The organism is Pseudarthrobacter sp. CC12 (assembly GCF_039907755.1).
GTDB classification, from domain to species: domain Bacteria; phylum Actinomycetota; class Actinomycetes; order Actinomycetales; family Micrococcaceae; genus Arthrobacter; species Arthrobacter niigatensis.
This window is the reverse complement of the sequence record NZ_JARDJH010000034.1, coordinates 25,412-46,964: the sequence shown is the minus strand read 5'-3', so window position 1 is coordinate 46,964 and position 21,553 is coordinate 25,412. Positions and strand designations below refer to the sequence as shown.

The window sequence follows — 21,553 nt, the reverse complement described above, 5'->3', positions numbered from 1 at the left end:
CACTCTACGTACCCACGACGGGAGCCGACTATCTCCTGTCCTGGTGTTCGTCCAGCAGCCGGGCACAGCGGATGAAGCCCAGGTGTGAGTAGGCCTGCGGATGGTTGCCCAGGTGGGTCTCGGTGCCGGGGTCGTATTCCTCGGGGAGCAGCCCGGTGGGGCCGAAAAGGTTCACCAGCTGGTCAAACAGGTCCCAGGCTTCATCGATGCGGCCGACGGCCACGTACGCCTCGATCAGCCAGGTGGTGCAGATGTGGAACCCGCCCTCCAGGCCCGGCAGCCCGTCGTCGTACCTGTAGCGGAAGACCGTTGGACCCACCCGCAGCTCCCGCTCCACGGCGGTGACGGTGTCCAGGAAGCGCTGGTCCGTGACGTCCAGCAGGCCGGAGAGGCCGATGTGCAGGACAGCGGCATCCAGGTCCGGGCTGTCGTAGGCAACAGTGTAGGACTTCGCGGACTCGTCCCAGCCCTCCCGGAGCACTTCCGCACGGATCGTGGCTGCCGCCGGCGCCCAGGCCGGGTCCGGCTCCCGGCCGTGCCGCGCCGCGGTCCGCAGCGCGCGGTCCAGGGTCACCCAGCACATCACCTTTGAATACACGTGATGCCGTGCTGCCCGCCGGGCTTCCCAGATCCCGTGGTCCGGTTCATGCCAGCGGGCCAGGACCGCCGAGGCCATCTGGTTCATCAGCTCCCAGTGGTCGTCGGCGAGCGCGTCCTCACGTTCACTCAGCGAGTGGATGAGTTCGGCCACCGGCCCAAAGACGTCCAGCTGGACCTGGTGATCCGCCGCATTGCCGATCCGCACCGGACGGGATCCCGCGTACCCCGGCAGGCTGTCGACGACGGCTTCCGTGGACAGCGGCGCGCCCGTCACCGAGTACAGGGGGTGCAGCCATTCGGGGCCCGGTGCGTGTTCGAGGATCCGGCCCAGCCAGCCCAGGAATCCGGCTGCCTCCGCCGTGGAGCCCAGGTCCACCAGCGCGTTGACGGTCATGGAGGCATCCCGCAGCCAGCAGTACCGGTAATCCCAGTTCCTGGTCCCGCCGATTCCCTCGGGCAGGGAAGTGGTGGGGGCCGCGAGTACGGCGCCCGTGGGTTCATGCACCAGGGCGCGGAGCACCAGCGCCGACCGCCGTACCAGCGAGGGCTTGACCGATGGCAGGGAAAGGTTCTGCACCCACTGCCGGGCATGGAGCGCCACCCGGGCCCGCCGTTCCGTCTCCCCGCCGGGGTCCGCGGACTGCGGCTCGGTGTCCCCGCAGCGGAGGTTGAGCACCACGGGCCCGTCCTGGAGGTTGACGGACGCCGTTGCCGTGGCATGGCGGCCGTCCGAGGTGATGCTGAACGCGGCGCCCGGCGCGAACAGGATGATGGGCTCCGAGGTGCCCAGCACATGCAGTTCCCCGCCCCGCGCCTCCATGCTGAACGGGGCGTTGGCGTAGTCCGGCCGCGGAGCAAACGTGATCCTGGCTGCGCCGTGGCCCGTCAGCACCCGGACCAGGCTGGTGATGCCTTCCGGTGCAGGCTCCAGGTAGTCGGTGACCGTGACGTCCGCCCAGCGGGTTTCGACAATCATGGTGCTGTCCACGTAGCGCTGCCCCAGCACCTGGGAGGCTTTGACCGGTTCCACCGAGAAGTGCCCGGCGGCATCGCCGCCCAAAATGTGGGCGAACAGGGAACCGGAGTCCGGCAGCGGGTGGCTCATCCAGCAGATCTTCGCGTCGGGCGTCAGCAGCGCGGTGGAGGACCCATTCCCGATCATCGAGTGGCGTTCAAGGCCCACCGCGTCCTCCCCGAACAGCCACGCCCGCCGCAGTTCGAAGAGGAACGCCAGGACGCGGGCGAAGGATTGGGGGTCGCGGAGGCGGTGCGGGGCTGCCGTCTCACCCTGGCCCACGTGCAGGCCGAGGTCGGGCCCGCGCAGGGTGGCAATGGCCAGTTCGTCGCTGGCGGCGTCCCCCGCGAACATGGCCGCGCTGGCCCCCAGCCGGGACCTGAGGGTCTCCAATGCCTCGCCCTTGGACGGTTCCACCACGGAAAGGTCCAGCACGGAGCCGTCCACGATGAAGAACAGCCCGTGGGCAGCAGCGATCTGCCGGGAACTTTCCGTCACGGTGGCCACCACGTCCGGCCGGGCGGGCCGGGTGTGCACCGAAACTGCCACCGGTTTGCGTTCGATCCAGATGCCCTCGTGGAAGCCGACGGCCTCGTTGAGGGCGGCATTGACCTTCTGCAGGACGGACTCGGTGGCCAGGCTCTGCGCGTGGGCGAACCCCATGTCCGCTTCGGCGCCGTGCGAACCGATGAGGTGCACCTCCGCGGGCAGCCGTGACACCGCTGCCAGGTCACGCAGGGAGCGGCCCGAGATGATCGCCGCATGGGTATTGGGCAGCGCTGCCAGCGCACGAAGCGCAATGGCCGCGCTGCCCAGCGGGAGCGTCTCGGTGGAGATGCCTTCGGCGTCGCACAGCGTTCCGCCGTAATTGCAGGCCACCAGGAGGCTGGGGACGCGGGCCAGCACCTTGAGTTCCGTGAGCAGGGCGGGGGTCAGCCCGTTGTCCGCCGCATCGGACTGGATGAAGGCGCGCAGCATGTCCAGCGGAAGGGACCGGGTGAGCAGCGCGGAATCCGCCACGCTCTGGTTCAATGGCGTCGGCATCCAAAACCCCTTTGAGGCAGGGCCAGGCCGGGAACACAGCCGCACGGACGGTCCGCGGGCTACCGGTTGGCGCCCCGAGGTTCCGGGTGGATGACCCGGGGCACATCCCATCCTCAGCCCGGGCAGTTACCCCCGGAAGTCCCCTTCATTGCGTATATGTAAAAGTCCGACCGGCCGAGTGGCGTTGCATGTTGCGCACCGGCCGGCAAACCACAGCGGCTACACCCGGACCAGCCCGGCCGCCTCGGCCAGGAGTTCCACGGACCGCAGGCGCGCCTCCGTCCCCGGGCTCTGGTGCGCCACGATGAGTTCGTCTGCATCGGCGTGCTTTCCAAAACTGTCCAGGTAATCGATGACGGCGTCGGGCGTCCCCACCGCGGAGTACGTCATCATTTGTGCCATGTGCTGTCCCTGGGGCGAGTCCAGGATCATGTCAGCTTCGTCGTCGGTGAACTCGCGGGTGCCCCCGCCGAAGAACAGGGAGACGCGGGCCCGCTTGGTGGCCTGGAACATGGCCTGCGCTTCGGAGGCGGAGTCGGCGGCGATCACGTTGACGCCGGCAATCACGTGCGGGGCGTCCAGCTGGGCGGACGGCTTGAACTCGCGCCGGTAGATGGCCACCGCGTCCTGCAAAGCGGCGGGGGCGAAGTGCGAGGCGAAGGCGTAGGGCAGGCCCAGCTGCGCGGCCAGGCGGGCGCCGAACAGGGACGACCCCAGGATGTACAGCGGCACGTTGGTCCCCTTGCCCGGGGTGGCCTCGACGCCCTCGATGCGGGTGGGGCCGGTCAGGTAGCCCTGCAGTTCAAGGACGTCCTGCGGGAAGCTGTCGGCGGACATCGGGTCCCGGCGCAGGGCGCGCATGGTGTTCTGGTCACTGCCCGGGGCCCGGCCCAGGCCCAGGTCGATCCGTCCGGGGTGCAGCGTTTCCAGGGTGCCGAACTGCTCTGCGATGGTCAGCGGGGAATGGTTGGGCAGCATGACGCCGCCGGCGCCCAGCCGGATGCTTTCGGTGTGCGCCGCCACGTGGGCGATCAGCACGCTGGTGGCGGAGGAGGCGATGGAGGACATGTTGTGGTGCTCGGCGTACCAGACGCGCCGGTAGCCCAGCTTCTCGGCGTCCTGCGCCATGGCCACGCTGCCTGCGAAACTCTCCGCCGCCGTCTGGCCTTTGCCGATGGTTGCCAGGTCAAGGATGGAGAGGGGAAGAGTCACGTCAGGTGCCGGCCTTTCAGGAACGTTCGTTAGAGTCGCCGGCCGGTTCGCGGCGGGCTCTTCAGGCATAACGACGGCGGCGGCCGGGTTATTTCTGTGATGTTCGGAATACTCAGCACACTGATGATGTTGCCGCCCCTATGAGCCATGATTCAACGAACCAGCTGGAACTGTCCGCAACCATCGACCTCAAGGACCTGGGTACCGTGCACCGGCTTGGCTTTGGTGCCATGCGCATCGTGGGTGACGGTGTCTGGGGCGAGCCAGCGGACCGCCAGGCGGCCGTGGCCGTGGTGCGCCGCGCCGTCGAACTCGGCGTCGACTTCATCGATACCGCCGATTCCTACGGACCCAACATCAGCGAGGAAATCATCGCCGAGGCCCTGCACCCGTACAAGGAAGGGCTGAGGATCGCCACCAAGGTTGGCTTCACGCGCACCGGGCCCAACAAGTGGGTTCCCGTGGGCCGGCCGGAATACCTGCGCCAGCAGACGGAACTGAGCCTGCGCAAGCTGAAGGTGGACACCCTGGACCTCCTGCAGCTGCACCGGATCGATCCCAAGGTGGACGCCGAGGAGCAGTTCGGCGTCCTGCGCGAGCTCCAGGACGAAGGCAAGGTCCGTGCACTGGGCCTGTCGCAGGTCAGCGTGGAGCAGCTGGAAGCGGCCGGGAAGCACTTCACCGTGTCCACCGTCCAGAACCGTTACAACCTGACGGACCGCAGCTCGGAGGACGTACTCCGCTACTCCGAAGACAACGGCATCGGCTTCATTCCCTGGGCGCCCATCTCCGCGGGCGAGCTCGCCAAGCCGGGCGGCCCGCTGGATGAGGCAGCCAAGCGCCTCGGCGCCACCACCTCCCAGGTGGCCCTGGCCTGGCTGCTGCGCCGCTCCCCCGTGATGATGCCCATTCCCGGAACGGGCTCCGTGCAGCACCTCGAAGAGAACCTGGCCGCAGCGGGCATCACGCTCGACGACGCCACGTACGCTGAGCTTGAAGCAGCAGGAAAGTAGCAAGCGGCTTCCAGCCACTCACGTCAGCTAAGACAGGAGAAACACCATGGCAAACATTTTGATGGTCGTATCGGCCGCAGATTCCCTCACCATGAAGGACGGCAGCGAACACCCCACCGGCTACTGGGCGGAGGAACTGGTGGTATCCCACCAGACCCTGACCGATGCCGGCAACACGGTGCACATCGCCACCCCCGGCGGCAGGAAGCCCACCGTGGACCAGGTCAGCCTGGCGGCAGAGTCGGCGGGCGGCGAGGAACGGGCGCAGGGCTTCCGGGACTACATCGCAAAGATCGACGGCGAGCTGGCGCACCCGCTGGTCCTTGCCGACGTCGACATTGCTGCCTACGACGCAGTGGTGATGCCCGGCGGACACGGCCCCATGGCGGACCTGTACAAGGACGCCGACCTGGGCCGCATCCTGGTGGCTGCCAACAAAGCCGGCAAGGTCATCGCCCCGTTCTGCCACGGCCCCGCGGGGCTGCTGGGCGCAACGGACGACGACGGCGGGTTCGCGTTCAAGGGCCGGCGCCTGACGGTCTTCACCAACGAGGAAGAACTTGGCGGCGGCACCGGGGAGAACACGCCGTGGCTGGTGGAGGACGCCCTCAAGGCCAAGGGTGCCGTCATCGAGAACGGCGCGGCCTGGTCCTCCAACGTGGTGCGGGACGGCAACCTCATCACCGGGCAGAACCCGCAGTCCAGCGAGGATGTGGCCAAGGAAGTGCTCGCGGCACTGTCCTAGGCAACCGGCCGTGACGCACTAGAGAGGGGACCAGCTCAAGTGAGCTGGTCCCCTCTTTGCGGCGAACGTCGTTGGGCGCTGGCCCGGCTGCGCTACTTCAGTTTGAAGTTGGCGCTGATGCTGCTGCCGTCGTTTGCCGTCATGGTCAGCTTGTAGCAGGTGCCGGCGGCGGTGGGCGTCTTCCAGTTGTAGACGAACTGGCCGGCCGTAGCGTCGTACCGCAGCGACGTGTTGCCCGTTGTCGTGGCCTCGATAGCGTCCTGCACAGCCGTCAGCGAGCAGGCGGTCTGCTGCAGGGTGAACTTGGCCAGCGCCGGATCCGTCAGCTCAGTGTCCCCCGCGAAGATCTCGAACTTGGCGGGAACGGTGCTGCCGGACTTGACGGTGTTCAGCACACCGGCCATGTCAACTGGCTGGTAGAAGCCCTTCAGCGTCCAGGCCTTGACCGTGTAGAACTGCGTCACCGTGGTGGTGTTGCCGGCCACGTCAGTTGCCGTTGCCGTGAGCGTGTGCAGACCCACCTTGGTGTCATAGCCGGTGACCGCGCAGCTGCCCGCGAGGCCCGAACCGCCGCTGTCAATTGCGGTGCAGGTGGGCGCCGCGGCAGTGGAGCCGTAGTAGCTGTCCCCCATCACGGAGTCGAAGGTCACGGTGGGGGCGGTCTTGTCGATCTTGAAGGTTTTGGTTACCGCTCCCGCAGGGGTGGTGTTGCCGGCGTTGTCGCTGAAGGCCGGGCTAGCCACCTGCACCGCCGGGCCTTGACCGTCGGAGGTTGCGTTCTGCGTTGGGTTGACTGGGCCGGAGAGCGAGTCGGTGCCGGTGAACGTGGCGACCACGTCGCTGCGGTACCAGCCGTCGTTGCCCTCGGTTCCTGCTGCGCTGGTGTAGCTCACACCGGGCGCGGTCTTGTCGATCTTGAACGTCTGCCAGGCCGCGCCCGCCTGGGTGGTGTTGCCGGCGATGTCAGTGAACGCCGGGCTGTCCACCTTCACAGCGGAACCCTCCCCGGCGGAGGTCGCCGTCTGGGTTGCAGCGAGCAGCCCAGAGGTGGCGTCGGTGCCGGTGAACGACGCCTCGACGTCGGAGGTGTACCAGCCGTTGTTCCCGAGGGTTCCCGTCCCGCCGTTTGCCGCAACGGTGGGGGCTGTGGCGTCCTTGCCGAGGTTCACGGTTTGGGGCGCAGCGGTTCCCCCGGAACTGGTGGCGGAGCAGCTGTAGTCGGTGGCCACCTGGTCAGCGGTGATGTCCTGGTCCTGGCAGCCGGTCAGCTTAAGGGTGCTGGGCGAGTCCGCTTCGGTGACGATCCAGTGCAGCTTTACAGCGGACTTGTACCAGCCGTTCAGGCCGTCCGGGGTGTCGGGCGAGAGCGTGTAGCCGATGCTGGGAACCGTCCCGTCGGTGATCGTGTAGGCGACGGAACTGGTGGCGGTGAGACCACCCTTATCCGTGTAGCTGCAGGTTGCCTCCTGGGAGCCGATGCCGCTGGCGGCGTCGGGCCCTGAGAGCGCGCTGAGTTTTGCATCGAACGAGCTGTTGCCGTCTTCGGCGTCTGCGACGTTGCAGACGGCGGCCGGGACGGCCCCCTTCGTGTACGACCCGCCGTTAGTCACGCCAGTGATGTTCAGGACCGGCGCGGTGTTCGAGGGTGCCGGCGCTGCAACGTTTACGGTGAAGGTGGCAGGGGCGAGGTTGAAGGTGCCGCCGCTGTTGTTGCTGACCTGGCTGGCACTCACGGTGGCTGAACCAGCTCCGACCGGGGTGATGGTCAACGTCCGGAGGGCACCACAAGAGTCAAAGGTGACCCTGGATGGCGAAACCGTCGCAACAGCCGGGTTGCTGGATGAGACGTTCAGCGTCAGGGTGGTCTGCCCCGTCAGGTTGCAGCCTTGCTTGCCGTCGGCGTTTTGCTCCCTGACGGCCAGGGTGGTGGTGCCGTTCGCACCCCCTGCATTGAGCGGCATGACCTCTGCCGTGGAGTCGATCGACGTATCCAGGGTGTTGTAGATGTCGTCCGCGAAGGCGACCCCGCCGCCTGCGAGCAGCAGGCTTCCTGCCGCAACTGCAGCGCCCATCCTGATGCTGGTTCGCCTCAGCAGGCCCGTCCCCCCAGCGATAGTTTTCCCACCTGGCGAATGATTCATTTAGTGCCTCCCTCATGGCTTACGGCCCACCCGGACCGCAACGTATCTCACCGTAGGTTCCGGAGTGGCCGGAGAACACGCGTAATCACCACTTGTCTTTTTTGCCCGAGTACTCGCTTTCTGCTGGATGCGTGACAGGCGCGTGTCCGGCTGGGCCACAGCTGGCGAATATGACCGCCGCGGTCCTCCGGTGAACTGCCGTTACTCCCTGTATCCCCGGGTTTCGCGGCCTTTGATTCCACCGCGGAGGCTGCCGGATAGTGGCTGCAACGCGCACATCCCGCTGCATCTTCCACCCTCGTTCCAAGGAGGAACCATGGCCATCACCACCAGGCCGGCCGCCGTCGTGGCCCTTGCCGTTTCAGCACTGCTGGGACTGGCTGCCTGCTCCGACCCCGGCGCTTCGGCGGCGACAGCACCGTCGTCGTCCGCCACAAACACTGCCGGCAAGACCTTCAACCTGTCCCCGGAGCAGGACCGCTTCAAAGTCTCTGCCGACCCCGCCGCTGCCGCACTGGTCCCCGAGGCCATCAAGGCCGATGGCAAACTCACCGTGGTGACCACGGGCGGCGCGGCGCCGCTCAGCCTCTTCGCCACGGACAACAAGACCCTGATCGGCAGCGAGGTGGACATCGCCTACGCCGTGGGCGAGTCACTGGGCCTGCAGGTGGAGGTCCTGCCTGTGGCGTGGGCGGACTGGCCGCTGGGCATCGAATCGTCCAAGTACGAGGCCGTGCTGTCCAACGTCACCGTCACCGAGGCGCGCAAGGAAAAGTTCGACTTCGCCACCTACCGCAATGACCTCCTGGGCTTCTATGCCAAGAGTGGTTCGGACATCGGGGAAATCAAGGAGGCCAAGGACGTGGCCAGCAAGAGGATCATCGTGGGCTCCGGCACCAATCAGGAGGCCATCCTGGTGCGCTGGGACGAGGAGAACAAGAAGAACGGCCTGGCGCCGGTCCAGTTCCAGTATTACGACGACGACTCCGCCTCGAGCCTGGCCCTTCAGTCAGGCCGTGCGGACCTGACGTTTGGGCCCAACGCGGCTGCCGCCTACAAGGCGGCGCAGGACGGAAAGACGAAGCAGGTGGGCACGCTGAACGGCGGCTGGCCACTGACGGCGCAGATCGCCTTCACCACCAAGAAGGGCAACGGCCTGGCGGTGGCCGCCCAGGCTGCGCTGAACCACTTGATCGAGGATGGCACCTACGCCAAAATCCTGGACCGCTGGGGCCTCTCCTCCGAGGCCATCCAGAAGTCCGAACTGAACCCGGCGGGCCTGCCGAAGAAGTAGGCGTCCCGCCGACGATGGAATCCCCGCCGGGTGTCCCCAGCAATCCGCTGGTGCCCGGCGGGGATTCTTCTTTGGCTTTACCAGGCCGGCAGCACGGGCACCGGGCCTGCCGCCTCAACATCTTCGGCGTCGCCGCGTGCCAGCCATTTCAGGAGGCCCTCCCGGTCCGACTCAACCCGCAGGCCGCCGTCACCGATCACCCACTCGTCGCGTTCCTCGGTAACCAGCGTCATCCCGGGCGCGCCCTTGGCCCGCATGGCACGTACCACGGCCTCAATGGCGTTCAACAGCGAATCGGGGTCGGCCTCCTCGATGGTCCACGCGGTGTCCAGGTCATGGTGGTGCACCACCACCTCGGCAATCCGCAGCGCCACTATGGAGGTTGCCGGCAACTCCCGGCCACCCACTTTTACTTCCGGTGCCACAAGATCCCCGGTCAACCGCTGCGCTTCACCGGCGAAAGCGGCGGCCGAGTCCCGCACTTCAGCCAGGAGTTCCTCCCGCGGCAGGGCCGCAAGGGCGGCAATGGCCTGCGAGCGCGCTTCAGGGGACGCGTACAGCTGGCGTTCCTTCCCGGACGTGGCCCAGTCGATCAGCCCACCCAGGGCACGTCCGCTGGATGCGACGTGCGCGATGACCTGGGCACGGGTCCACCCTTCACACAGTGAAGGGGCAGCCAGTTCTTCATCGGACAAGGAGGAGACCGTGGCAAGGAACATGTCCGTCTCCCGGCCCAGGCGGGACAGGTCTGAGTGCAGCCGTGCTGGATTGATCATTCCGCCAGCCTAACCGGGGCGCCATACCCCCGGCCATGGTTGCGGGCCTCCTGGTTCATACCGGCCGCGTATGGACTAAGACCGGCCCGCCAGCCACCGCCGGAAGGCCGCTGCCGCCGGGCGCATTGGTCCTGTTCCGCCGGATCCATCGCAAATACAGGCCCTTTGATATCCGGAAACTGCCCAATGCACCCCTTGTGCGAAACCGGGGATTCCCCTCATATGCCGCGCGTCACATTGCCTGTCAGGCTGGGTTGCCGAGGCCCCGGCGCGGATCCATCCGGATGCCGCATCGCCTCCACACTCGCCCCCTGAAAGGACCTGCGCCATGACGCTGCCGCACCCCCAATCAACAATCTCCGGAAACCCGGGAAAGGAGACCCGGACAGCCAACTGGGTGGCTTTCGTCATCTGCGCCGCGCTCCTTTTCGATGGGTACGACCTGGTGGTCTACGGCACCGTCCTTCCGGGACTGCTCGCGGACGCGGGCCAAATCGGTCATTTCGATGCGGCCACGGCCGGGCTCCTGGGGTCCTGGGCCCTCATTGGCGTGCTGGTGGGGTCGCTGGCATGCGGTGCCATCGGTGACTTCTTCGGCCGCCGCCGGCTGATGCTCGCGGGCATCGCCTGGTTCTCCCTGGGCATGTTCGCCACCGCCCTGGCCACGGATGTCACCGCCTTCGGCGCCCTCCGGTTTGCCACGGGCCTGGGCCTGGGCGTCGTCATCGCCAGCGCCGGCGCCACGATGGCCGAGTTCGCACCTGCGGGACGGCGGCAGTTCTACAACGCGATCGTGTACTCCGGGGTCCCCGCGGGCGGCGTGCTGGCGTCCGTCCTGGGCATCGCGTTCCTGGACAGCATCGGCTGGCGCGGCCTCTTCGTCATAGGCTCCCTGCCCCTCCTGGTCATCCTGCCCATTGCCTGGCGGAAACTTCCGGAATCCCCGCGGTGGCTGCTGGCCCGGGGCCGGGAAGAGGAAGCGCTGGCCGCTGCCTGGCGCACCGGGGTCCCGCTCGCCGAAGAGCAAGTAATCCGGGAAGCCGGCGCCGCCCCGCAGAAGTCCGGGTTCGCCGCCGTCTTTTCCCGCCAGTTCGCCGTGGCATCCATCCTGCTGGGCCTGATGTCCTTCTGCGGGCTCCTCCTCACCTACGGGCTCAACACCTGGCTGCCCAAGATCATGGAGGGCTACGGCTACGGACGCACCTACGCCCTCTTCTTCCCGCTGGCACTGAACCTCGGTGCCGTGGTGGGCGGTCTGGTCGCCTCCCGGATGGCCGACCGGAACGGCCCGCAGCGGGTTATCGCTGCCACGTTTGCCCTCGCCACCATTTCCCTGGGACTGATGACCTTCAGCTTCCCGTTGCCGCTGCTCTTCACCTTCATCGCCACCGCCGGGGTGGGAACCCTGGGCACCCAGGTGCTGGTCTACGGTTTCCAGTCCAACTACTTCACCACCAATGCCCGTGCAGCCGGGGTCGCCTGGTGCGCCAGCGTGGGCCGGCTGGGCGGGGTCCTGGGTCCGATCATCGGCGGCTGGCTGGCAGCGGCGGGGATCGGCGGGGCAACAGCCTTCTACATCTACGGCGCGGTGGCCCTGCTTGGCGGCGCCGTCACCATCCTGGTACCCCGCCAGCGCAAGCTGGAAGAAGCCCTGCCCCGGGCCGAAGAGCGGAAAGATTACGTCGAAAAAGTATCTAAGTAGGGCCTTTTATGGTTATTCTATGAATCAATGAGGCTGCGCCGCGCCCTCCCCGACCCGCTGGAAAGGTGGCACCGGATGGAAATCCGCCAGCTTAACTACTTCATCGCGGTGGCGGAGGAGCGGCACTTCGGCAGGGCGGCAAAGCGGCTCCACATGGCGCAGCCGCCCCTGTCCCAGCAGATCCGCCAACTGGAAGACCAGCTGGGCGTCCAGCTCCTCAACCGCACCACCCGCCGGGTGGACCTGACGGCGGCGGGCCAGCTGCTCCTGGACCGCGGCCGCCAGATCGTCAACGACGTCGAGACGCTCCGCGCGGATGTCTACCAGGTGGGCAAGGGCGCCACCGGCGTCCTCCGGGTGGGGTTCTCCGGCTCGGCAACCTACGGCGTCATGCCGCGGATCGCGCGGCTCACCAAACAGGTCCTTCCCGGCCTGTCGCTGGCACTGAACGGAGAGATGCTGACGCCGTCCATGGAAGCGGGGCTGCGGAACGGGACCCTGGACGCGGCACTGCTGCGTCCACCCGTTGCCTCCGAGGAAATCGACTACCGCGTGGTCACCCAGGAGCCACTCGTCGTCGCGCTTCCCTCCTTCAGCGCGCTGGCGGTGGACCGGCCCGTGGCCATGCACGAACTGCAGGACCAGGACTTCATCGCCTATGCACCGGAGTCCGTGCTGAACCGCATTACCTCGGACCTCTGCAGGCAGGCAGGTTTCCAGCCGCGGATCACGCAAGTGGTTGGTGAGACCTCCACCATGCTGGCGTTCGTGGCCGCGGGCGGCGGCATCGCCGTCATGCCGTCCAGCGTGCGCGCCTTCCAGCTCGAAGGCGTCGCATACCGGGAGATCGACAATGCTCCCCCGGTGGAACTCGCCGTCGCCTGGCTGCGCGGCCACCGGTCCGCCCTGCTGCAAAACTTCCTGGACATCGTGGCCACGGCAACCGCTGATGCCGCCACCCCCGCTCCCGCTGATGAAAGGCTCCTCCCATCATGAAGATCGCAGCCATCGAGGCGATCCCCTACTCGATCCCGTACCGCCACCCGCTCCATTTCGCCTCCGGCTCCGTGCACGAGGCCGACCACGTCCTGGTCCGTGTCCACACCGACGACGGCGTGGTGGGAACCGCAGACACCCCGCCCCGCCCGTACACCTACGGTGAGACGCAGAAGTCCATCGTCGCGGTGGTGCAGGATGTCTTCGCCCCGCAGCTGGTGGGCATCGACGTCTTTGACCGGGAAAAGATCCAGGCAGTGATGGCGCGGACCATCCACAACCAGACGGCCAAGGGCGCGGTGGACATTGCCGTGTGGGACGTCATCGGCAAGACCCTGGGGCAGCCCGTGACCAAGCTGCTGGGCGGCTACACCGACTCGCTGCGCGTCTCCCACATGCTCGGATTCAAACCCGCCCGGGAACTCCTGGCCTTGGCCCTGGAGTTCCGGGAAACCTACGGCATCAACACCTTCAAGCTGAAGACCGGCCGCCGTCCGCTGAACCTGGACATCGAGGCCGCCAAAGTGCTGCGGGAAGGCCTGGGCGAGGACGCCGAGCTGTACATGGACGCCAACCGCGGCTGGACAGCCAACGAGGCCGCCGAGGTGCTGCGCCGTACTGCCGACCTCGGCCTGCAATTCCTTGAGGAACCTGATGACGCCCGCGAAGTCCTGGGCCGCCGCCGGCTGGTCACCAACTCCCCCATCCCCATCGCCGCCGACGAATCCGCCGCCAACCTGGGCGAGGCGGCCCGCGAAATCCTCACCGGCGGGGCCAACCTCCTGTCCGTCAAGACCGCCCGGTCCGGCTTCACCGAAGCCGCCAAGATCGTTGGCATGGCCGAGGGCATGGGCATCGATGTCTACATCGGAAACCAGATCGACACCCAGGTGGGCACGGTGGCTTCCGTGGTGTTCGGCGCAGCCTTCGCCCACACCGCCAAGCGTGCGGCCGAGCTGTCCAACTACCTCGATATGACCGATGACCTGCTGGCCCGCCCACTGGCCATCACGGACGGCCGGATCCACGTTCCCGAGGGCCCCGGCGCGGGCACGGACGTGGACGACGACAAGCTCGCCCACTACCGCACCGACTGACACCCGCCCCTTCCACCGAGAGGTCACCATGAAGTACCTGGTCCACATGGACGTCAACCTGCCCGCCGGCATGCCCGCCGAAGAAGCCGCCGGAATCAAGGCCAAGGAGAAGGCCTACTCCCAGGAGCTGCAGCGCTCCGGCAAATGGCCCGAAATCTGGCGCGTGGTGGGCGAATACGCCAACTACTCCATCTTCGACGTCGAATCGAACGACGAACTGCACGGCATCCTGCAGAACCTTCCGCTGTTCCCGTACATGGACATCACCGTGGTCCCGCTGGCCAAGCACCCTTCGGATGTGAAGTAGCCGGGTCAGTCCTTGGCCCGGAACGCCGCCGCGAGTTCGCTGCGGGACCGGATTCCCATCTTCCGGTACAGCCGCGTGAGGTGGTACTGCACCGTCTTTTCGGCCAGGAACAGGGCCCGGGCCGCTTCCTTGTTGGTGGCGCCCGCAGCCACCAGCTCGGCCACGGCCTGTTCCTGGGCCGTGAGCTGTTGATGGTGGCCGCCCACAGAGGAGAGCACCGGGTCCGCCGGGTCCGGCAGGTTCCCCACGTCCAGGCCAGTTGCCTTCAGCTCGCGGTCGCACCGTTCCACGTACGTGGCCGCGCCAAGGGTGTCGTACAGGTCCCGCGCCGCCCGCAGCACCGATGAGGCCAGGCGCCGCTTTCCGGCCCGGCGCATGCTTTGCCCGAACGCGAAACTGATCCGCGCCCGCAGATAGGGGCGGTTGAGCCCGCGAAGGTGCCCCAGCGCCGCCTCGAAATACTCCCTTGCCGTGTCCGGATCCCCCTGCGCGGCCAGCAGCCGGCCCCTGGCCCACGCCACGCGGGCCAGGTCGGACGGGACTTCCCGCTCACGGTGCACTCCCTCAAACGCGGTGAGGAACGTGTCCGCGGCATCGAGCTTGTCCGTCATCACCAGAGCATTGACGTAGGTGTCCTGCCACGGCCAGAAGGACACGCGCTGATCGGTCCACGGGTCCAGCTCAGTCAGCGGCTGCAGGGCGGCCAGGGCACTTTCATAGTCCGCCCTCGCTTCGTGGAAGCGGGCGCGCGCCAGGCTGGCCGGGACCTGCATGGCCCGGTAGGTTCCCGGCTGAACCGCGGCCTGCGAAACGTAGTAGCGTGCCCGGTCCCAGTCGCCGCGCATGGACCACAGCTCGGCAGCCGTCCAGTACAGCAGCGGCCGGATCAGCGGCATCCGCGAGCTCTCCAGCCGGACGCTGGCCCGGGAGATGGTGGCGGCGGCCGCGTCCCAGTTGCCCAGCACAAGGTGGGTGCGGGCCAGCCAGGCCTCGGCCCACAGGGAGATCCGCAGCGATCCTCCGCGGTACTCCGTGGGGGCGGCCGACTCAAAATTCACCAGCGCGGATTCTGCGTTGTCCAGGCGCAGGGCCAGCCAGCCGGCGCCCATCTGCACGCGCTGCTTCTGGGCATTCTCGGCCGCCTGGGCCGAGGCCCGCTGGTAGGAGGCCTCTGCGTCCGCTATCCGGCCCTGGGCATAGAGGCCCAGGCCGTAGATGGCCTCCGACTCGATGTGGGCCGGAGTTCCGGGTTCGGTCAGGGCCATCGCGCGTTCGGCCCAGCCGGTGATCATCGGACCGTCCCACGAGGCCACCCCATGGAGGACGAAACGCTGGGCCACCTGCGCTGCCGCGGCGGGTTCATGCTGCGGATTGCTGGTCCGCCAGGCCATCTCCAGTTGGCTTTGGGCGCTGTCATTCTGGCCGGACACAGTGGACAGGTACCCCAGCACCGAGGACCGCAGGGGCGACGGCGGCAGGGCATCCACCGCCCCCGCCCAGGCCTGTGCCTGGGCAACATTGCCGGAACCCACCAGGGCGTCGACGGCTTTCAGGAGCCGGAGGTTCCGGGCGCGGACATCGGGGGACAGCCGCGAGGCGGAGAACAGTGCGGTGGAGGCATCCTGCCATGCGCCGACCGTGGCCTGCCGCCGCGCGAACCCTTCCAGTTCCGCGGCCAGGGTTTCGTCTGCGGCCGGGGTGGCGGCAACGCGGTGGCCCAGCTGTTCGCCCTCGGACTGGACAGCCTCGGCGGCCTTCCGGTGCAGGGCAACGCGCCGGCTGGGGACGATCTGTTCGTAGACGGCTTCCGCGGTGCCGGGCTCCAGGAAGGCGACGGCGGAGCGGGACTGGTCCACGGACAGTCCCAGCAGCCCGGCCCGGTGCCCCTCATCGAGTGCCGGCATGACGGATTCCAGGCCGCCTACCTTGGCCACCTCAGCCAGGCCGGCGCCGGGACCGAGCACCGCAGCGGCCTCGGCGGCGGCCACCAGCGCGGGGGACGCGGCCGCCAGGACGCTGCGGACCCTGGCGCGCACCCGGGAAGTAGGCGGCAGGGAAGGGAACCACGACTGCCACGTCTCAGGCGGCAGCTCACGGAGCAGCTCCACGATGGACTGGGCTATCCCGCCGGTGTGCGTCACCAGGCCATGGGCCGCCGTCGCGCTGAGGTCCAGGCCGAACAGGCTCCGTGCCACGTCCTGGACCTGCTGCGGCGAGAGGGGTTCCAGCGGAATGCGCACTACCTGGTGGCCGGTGAGGAAGTCGAGCACGCCGGCGGGGACGCGGGGCGCGTCTACAGGGTTGAGGGTCAGCAGGAACAGGACCCGTTTGTCGTGCAGCCTGCGCATGACGAAGGTGAGGATGCGCAGGCTTTCCTCATCGAGCTTGTGGACGTCGTCGACGGCGACCACCACGCTCCCGTGCGTCTGCAGGCCTTCGAGATGGGTGCTGAGGGTGGAGGCGTAGTTGACCACCTGGTCAGGGGTCAGGGAGGCGACGGGCCCCGGCGCCAGGGCCGGGCCGCCGTCGTAATCCTTTGCCGTCCGGAGCGGCAGGGTCCGCATGAGCTGGGAGTAGCCTGCCAGGGCGAACTGCGCCTCCCAGTCGTCGCCCATGGCGGACAAGACGCGGACGCCACGGGCGGCCGTCCTGCAGTGGTCCAGGAAGAGTTCCAGGAGTGCGGTTTTGCCGGACCCGGACGGCCCGGACAGGACGACGGTTCCCACCTTGCCCTTGCGGACGGTGCGGAGGATTTCCAGCAGCTGTTCGAACGCCGCCGCCCGGCCCGCCAGCGGGAAGTCTTCCGCGATCTCGCCCTGGGTGGAGCCCGCTGTCATGGCCGCAATCCTACCGGAGCGGCCCGGGCGCCCCTGGTGCCGCGCGTCCAGCACCTGCCCTACCCCAGGTCGCCGCCGGCCACCGGGAGGATGCTGCCGGTCAGGTAGGACGCCTCGTCCGAGGCAAGGAACACGATGGGCGCCGCCTGCTCGTCCAGGGTGCCGTACCGCTTCATGAACGAGGAGTCCACCGTCTGGTCCACGATGGTTTGGTACCAGTCCTTCTCGGTGGCGGATTCGGCCTCCGGCCCGCGCTTGACCTTGCGCGGCGGCGCTTCCGTGCCGCCGGGGGCGGTGGCCACCACGCGGATGCCGTGCCCGGCCACCTCCATGGCCAGCGACTGGGTCAGGGCGTTCACGCCACCCTTCGCCGCGGCATAGGGCACCCGGTGCATTCCCCTGGTGGCTACCGAGGAGACGTTCACGATCGTGCCGGACTCCTGCTCCATCATGGCCGGCAGGACTGCCCGGCAGGTCCAGAGCGTGGGGAAGAGCGAGCGGCGGATTTCCTTTTCGATCTTGTCCTCGTCGTACTCCTGGTACGGTCGGGCCCAGATGGTCCCGCCCACGTTGTTGACCAGGACGTCCACGCGCCCGTGGGCCGCGAGCGCGGCCTTGATGGCCTGGGTGGCGCCGGCGAAGGTCTCCAGGTCCGCGGTGACGGACGTGGCCGACCCGCCCGACCCCGACGCCTTGGCTGCGTCGTTGATGCCGCGGGCAACGTCGTGGACCAGGTCCGCGCGGTCCACCAGGACCACGGCGCCGCCCTCGGCGCCGATGCGCTCGGCCACCTTCTGGCCGATCCCCTGGGCAGCACCGGTGACGACGGCGACCTTGCCGCCGAACCTGCCCGGGGTCACGTATTGCCCTGCGTACGGCGCAGCCATCAGTGTGCGGCCTTGGCGTCGATGGCACCGACCATGGTCCCCTTGGCATCCTGGGCGTGGGCCATGATGACTTCGCGCAGCCTGGCTTTGTCCCCGCGTTCAAAGGCGTCGACGACGTCGAGGTGGTCCTGCGTGACGCGCCCGAAGATCGGCGTGCCGGCTTCGAAGGCGGCGGCCATCTGGGCGTGGACGTCCAGGCGGCGGTAGGACTCCAGGAGCATCGGGTTGTCACAGATCATGAAGAGGTACTCGTGGAATTCCTCGTTGGTGCGCGCAAACTCGTCGGGGTCGGTGATGTTCCCGTCCCGCACCGAACCGGCGGTGGCTTCGGCCAGGCGGCGGAACTGGCGCAGCTGCTCCCCGCTGAGCCGCCCCAGCAGCAGTTCGCTGACCGCAAGCTCCAGGCCCATGCGGGCGTCCAGTTGGGCGAAGCTGTCTTCCTTGCGGAAATCCAGCCGGCCGGTCTCCAGCGAGGACACGGCCTCGCCGCGGGTCATGGTGTCCCCGTCGGCCTGGATTTTCCCGGCCGACGCCGGGGCACCCGTCTCGGCGTCGCCGCCGGTGGTTTCCTTCGGTGCGAATCGTTCGAAGTAGAAGTTGGCAGGCTTGATGCCTTCGGCGTCCAGCCACTTGGAGACGGCATTGACCATGGGCGGCGGCCCGCAGAGGTAGATGTCCACGTCGCCCTCGTTGAGGTGCTTCGGTTCGATGATCTGGGTGACGTAGCCGGTATGCGGGGCGGAGGTGCCGGGCTCGGAGGCGATGTAGTCCCAGGTGAAGCCGGGCAGTTTCGCCTCGTAGGCGCGGAGCCAGTCCAGGCCCACGATGTCCGCCTCGCGGGTGAGCCCGTAGATGAGGTGCACCGGGGTGGACGGCGGGTTCTCGGAAAGCTTCTCGAGGATGGACAGCAGCGGGGCCAGGCCGGTGCCGCCGGCCAGGAGCAGCAGGGGCCGTTTGGGCTCGCGGAGGAAGAAGGATCCGTAGGGGCCGGCGAATTCGATGGCATCGCCTACCGCGGCGCGGTCCCGCAGGTACTCGGACATGGCACCCTGCGGGGTCACGCGGACCATGAAGGACGCATCGTCCACCTCGGGGCCGCTGCTGAAGGAGTAGGAGCGCTCGGCGTCGGTTCCGGGAACCTTGAGGTTTACGTACTGGCCCGGCAGGAACGCCAGTGCGTCCCGGTTCTCCACCTCGAGGGTGAAAGAGACCGTGGTGTCGGTGTGCCGGTTGAGTTCCTTGATAGTGGAGCTGAAGGTGGCGGCCGCCGTCTTGGCCGACTCGGACGTGGCCGGGATCTGGATGGCCAGGTCCGACTCCGGGACGGCCTGGCACGTCAGCAGGTAGCCCTTTTCGAGCTCCTCTTCGGTCATGGCGTCATCGATGAAGTCGCCCGGGTCGAAGGAGCCGGAGTCGCAGAACGCCTTGCAGGTGCCGCACGCGCCGTCGCGGCAGTCCGACGGAATGTTGATCCGCGCCTTGTAGGCCGCGTCCATGACGGTCTCATAGTCGCCGACCTTGATGACTTTGGTAACGCCATCTTCGAAGCTGAGGGCTACTTTGTGGCCCATGGGGTCCTCCTGACTGGGCGGGCGCGTCGTCGCGTCCGGGGAAAAAAGTTCTGGCGTGCCCGGCGGGCACGGAATGGGACAGGCCGTGCGGCGCCCGGGTAGTCCGGGCGCCGGCGCGGGAGGTCAGATCATGTAGACGTCCACCACGTGGTGGATGTAGTCGTTCTTCAGGACGACCTTCTTCTTCAGGATCACCGGCTGGGGGCCGGAAAGGTCGATCGTGTAGAAGCTGGTGCCGAAGTACGTGTCCGTCGTGTTGTAGCGGAAGTACAGGGTGAACCAGTTGAAGCGCACCTCCACCTTGCTGCCGTCGTTAGACAACACTTCGACGTCGGTGATGTTGTGGCCCGTTCGCGGCTCGGGGAGGGAGGTGGCGGAGGACCTGTCGGTCTTGATCCGGAAGACCCGGTCCTCGATGCCGCCCCGGTTGTCGTAGTAGATCAGGGAGATCTCGTTCTGGGGGTCCTGCGTCAGCTGGTCATCCACGTCCCAGGCCGGCATCCAGAATTCGGAGTCCGGGTGGTAGCACTCGAGCCATTCATCGAACTGGCGGTCATCCAGCAGGCGGGCTTCCCGGTACAGGAACGCCCGGACCGTTTCAAGGGTTGCGGTCTCCTCCGCGGTCTTCAGGACCGGGGCGGTGTGGGTCAGGTTGGTCATGGGTTCTGCGCTCTCTGTGGTTCCGGCGGGCTCTCAGGCGGTGACGGGAACGGATTCCAGGGCGGAACGCTCCTCTTCCTCCGCCAGGGCCCGGTCCATGACTTCCTTCCAGTACCCGTGCTGGATGGGGTAGAGCCCTTCGTCTTCGGTGCGCACGCCGGAGGCGATCACCCGGGTCATGCCCAGGGCCTGCGCCTGCTCGTCCGGACCGGTGATCTCGTGGGTGGAGCCGCGCGTCATGTCGTTCCACGGGGCGCTGGTGGCCCAGTAGGTCTTGTTGCAGGAGCGGAATTCCTCGAGGTCGTCCGGCGTGGCCATGCCCGTGGCGTTGAAGAAGTCCTCGTATTGGCGGATGCGCTTGGAGCGGTTCTCCTGGGACTCACCCTTGGGGGCGATGCAGTAGATGGTCACCTCGGTCTGGTCCGCGGAGATCGGCCGGAAGTGGCGGATCTGCGAGGAGAACTGGTCCATGATGTAGACGTTCGGGTACAGGCAGAGGTTGCGCGAGATGTTGATCATGAAGTTGGCCATTTCCTCGCCGTACTTGGCCACAAGCTCGTCGCGGCGGTCCCAGAGCGGACGGTCCTCGGGGTTGGTCCATTCCTGCCACAGCAGCAGGTGGCCGTGGTCGTAGGAGTAGAAGCCGCCCTTGACCTTGCCCCACTTGCCGGCGTCCATGGCCTTGGTCTTGTTGGCGGAGTCTCCGGCGCTGCGGCGGGCGGTGGTGGCTGCGTAGTTCCAGTGCACGGCCGTGACGTGGTAGCCGTCGGCGCCGTTCTCGGCCTGGACCTTCCAGTTGCCGTCGTAGGTGTAGGTGGACGAGCCGCGCAGGACTTCCAGGCCTTCGGGCGACTGGTCGACGATGGAGTCGATGACCTTGGTGGCATCGCCAAGGTGTTCCTCGAGCGGGAGGACGTCAGCCTTCAGCGAGCCGAACAGGAAGCCGCGGTAGGACTCGAAACGGGCCACCTTGGTGAGGTCGTGCGAGCCTTCCTTGTTGAAGGTCTCGGGGTAGCCGGCGTTCCGTGAGTCCTTGACCTTCAGCAGTTCCCCGGAGTTCTTGAAGGTCCAGCCGTGGAACGGGCAGGTGAAGGTGGTGCGGTTGTCCGTCTTGCGGCGGCACAGCATGGCACCGCGGTGCGAACAGGCGTTGACCAGGCAGTTCAGCTTCCCATCCTTGTCCCGGGTGATCATCACGGGGGTGCGGCCGATATAGGTGGTGAAGTAGTCGCCCACGTTGGGGATCTGCGACTCGTGGGCGAGGTACACCCAGTTGCCTTCGAAGATGTGCTTCATCTCGAGTTCGAAGATCTCCTGGTCGGTGAAGATCTCGCGCTTGGCCCGGATGACGCCGTTCTCGCGGTCGTCGATCACGGCGTCGGCAAGGACCTCGCGGGCATGGATCAGGTTCTCGGTCATGGCGTGCTCCTTCATTGGAGATTGCTGGACGGACAGGCGGAGGTCCACTCGGGAAGAGGCTTCGGCGGCGGACGTTGTCCAGCAATTCTTGCCGCTCGTGATTGGCCTCACATCAGGCAAATACCTAGGTTCCACCAAGGGTGTCTTTATGTACTGATAATGACTCAAAAGGAGCCTAGTTGATATTTGTAGCGTCCTTATCTGCGGCCTACGATTGAGACCGAGATCACGCGGTGC

16 protein-coding genes are annotated in these 21,553 nt (G+C 67.3%); 7 read left to right on the top strand and 9 right to left on the bottom strand.

Annotated features, from left to right (window positions below):
• Window positions 1-28: 28 nt before the first annotated feature.
• Window positions 29-2,659, bottom strand: a complete 2,631-nt coding sequence (locus PV772_RS18750) for a trehalase-like domain-containing protein (RefSeq protein ID WP_347887139.1) — start codon at window positions 2,657-2,659, stop codon at window positions 29-31.
• 219 nt (window positions 2,660-2,878) lie between these two features.
• Window positions 2,879-3,871 (bottom strand): LLM class flavin-dependent oxidoreductase, encoded by a 993-nt coding sequence (locus PV772_RS18745; protein WP_141182681.1) that lies wholly within the window; start codon window positions 3,869-3,871, stop codon window positions 2,879-2,881.
• 140 nt (window positions 3,872-4,011) lie between these two features.
• On the opposite strand from PV772_RS18745, the gene PV772_RS18740 reads away from it, so the two are divergent.
• Together PV772_RS18740 and PV772_RS18735 are read left to right on the top strand one after the other, a co-directional pair.
• The gene (locus PV772_RS18740) at window positions 4,012-4,884 is read left to right on the top strand and encodes an aldo/keto reductase (protein WP_141159050.1); all 873 of its coding nucleotides are present in this window, start codon (window positions 4,012-4,014) and stop codon (window positions 4,882-4,884) included.
• 46 nt (window positions 4,885-4,930) lie between these two features.
• The gene (locus PV772_RS18735; RefSeq protein ID WP_347887138.1) at window positions 4,931-5,629 is read left to right on the top strand and encodes a type 1 glutamine amidotransferase domain-containing protein; all 699 of its coding nucleotides are present in this window, start codon (window positions 4,931-4,933) and stop codon (window positions 5,627-5,629) included.
• Between the two features lie 92 nt (window positions 5,630-5,721).
• Here PV772_RS18735 and PV772_RS18730 read toward each other — a convergent pair whose 3' ends face one another.
• Window positions 5,722-7,701, bottom strand: a complete 1,980-nt coding sequence (locus PV772_RS18730; protein WP_347887137.1) for a PxKF domain-containing protein — start codon at window positions 7,699-7,701, stop codon at window positions 5,722-5,724.
• Window positions 7,702-8,086: 385 nt separating this feature from the next.
• On the opposite strand from PV772_RS18730, the gene PV772_RS18725 reads away from it, so the two are divergent.
• Window positions 8,087-9,064: an ABC transporter substrate-binding protein gene (locus tag PV772_RS18725; protein ID WP_347887136.1), complete on the top strand. Its 978-nt coding sequence runs from the start codon at window positions 8,087-8,089 to the stop codon at window positions 9,062-9,064.
• Between the two features lie 77 nt (window positions 9,065-9,141).
• Here the strand turns inward: PV772_RS18725 and PV772_RS18720 are convergent, their stop codons facing one another.
• Window positions 9,142-9,840 carry a maleylpyruvate isomerase family mycothiol-dependent enzyme gene (locus PV772_RS18720; protein ID WP_347887135.1) on the bottom strand — a complete coding sequence of 233 codons (699 nt, stop codon included), beginning with the start codon at window positions 9,838-9,840 and terminating at the stop codon, window positions 9,142-9,144.
• A 328-nt stretch (window positions 9,841-10,168) separates the two neighbouring features.
• Between PV772_RS18720 and PV772_RS18715 the strand changes: the two genes are divergently transcribed.
• The 4 genes from PV772_RS18715 to catC all read left to right on the top strand — a co-directional run bounded on the left by PV772_RS18715 (window position 10,169) and on the right by catC (window position 13,942).
• The gene (locus tag PV772_RS18715; RefSeq protein WP_347887134.1) at window positions 10,169-11,542 is read left to right on the top strand and encodes an aromatic acid/H+ symport family MFS transporter; all 1,374 of its coding nucleotides are present in this window, start codon (window positions 10,169-10,171) and stop codon (window positions 11,540-11,542) included.
• A 75-nt stretch (window positions 11,543-11,617) separates the two neighbouring features.
• Complete coding sequence (locus PV772_RS18710; RefSeq protein ID WP_347887133.1) at window positions 11,618-12,538, top strand: LysR substrate-binding domain-containing protein; 921 nt, start codon at window positions 11,618-11,620, stop codon at window positions 12,536-12,538.
• Window positions 12,535-13,635: an enolase C-terminal domain-like protein gene (locus PV772_RS18705; protein ID WP_141159043.1), complete on the top strand. Its 1,101-nt coding sequence runs from the start codon at window positions 12,535-12,537 to the stop codon at window positions 13,633-13,635. The genes PV772_RS18710 and PV772_RS18705 overlap by 4 nt, the downstream gene beginning before the upstream one ends.
• Window positions 13,636-13,663: 28 nt before the next feature.
• The gene (catC, locus tag PV772_RS18700; protein WP_347887132.1) at window positions 13,664-13,942 is read left to right on the top strand and encodes a muconolactone Delta-isomerase; all 279 of its coding nucleotides are present in this window, start codon (window positions 13,664-13,666) and stop codon (window positions 13,940-13,942) included.
• A gap of 5 nt (window positions 13,943-13,947) precedes the next feature.
• On the opposite strand, the gene PV772_RS18695 is transcribed toward catC, so the two are convergent.
• The 5 genes from PV772_RS18695 to benA form a co-directional block, all read right to left on the bottom strand.
• Window positions 13,948-16,779: an AAA family ATPase gene (locus tag PV772_RS18695; protein ID WP_347887131.1), complete on the bottom strand. Its 2,832-nt coding sequence runs from the start codon at window positions 16,777-16,779 to the stop codon at window positions 13,948-13,950.
• Between the two features lie 59 nt (window positions 16,780-16,838).
• On the bottom strand, window positions 16,839-17,666 hold the full coding sequence (locus PV772_RS18690) for a 1,6-dihydroxycyclohexa-2,4-diene-1-carboxylate dehydrogenase (protein WP_347887130.1): 828 nt from the start codon (window positions 17,664-17,666) through the stop codon (window positions 16,839-16,841).
• Entirely contained in the window at window positions 17,666-19,237 is a 1,572-nt protein-coding gene (gene benC, locus PV772_RS18685) for a benzoate 1,2-dioxygenase electron transfer component BenC (protein ID WP_347887129.1), read from the bottom strand. The genes PV772_RS18690 and benC overlap by 1 nt, the downstream gene beginning before the upstream one ends.
• Window positions 19,238-19,360: 123 nt before the next feature.
• Window positions 19,361-19,897, bottom strand: coding sequence for a benzoate 1,2-dioxygenase small subunit (gene benB / locus PV772_RS18680; RefSeq protein WP_141159038.1), 537 nt, complete (start codon window positions 19,895-19,897; stop codon window positions 19,361-19,363).
• Window positions 19,898-19,930: 33 nt separating this feature from the next.
• Window positions 19,931-21,316: a benzoate 1,2-dioxygenase large subunit gene (gene benA / locus PV772_RS18675; RefSeq protein ID WP_347887128.1), complete on the bottom strand. Its 1,386-nt coding sequence runs from the start codon at window positions 21,314-21,316 to the stop codon at window positions 19,931-19,933.
• Between the last annotated feature and the right edge of the window lie 237 nt (window positions 21,317-21,553).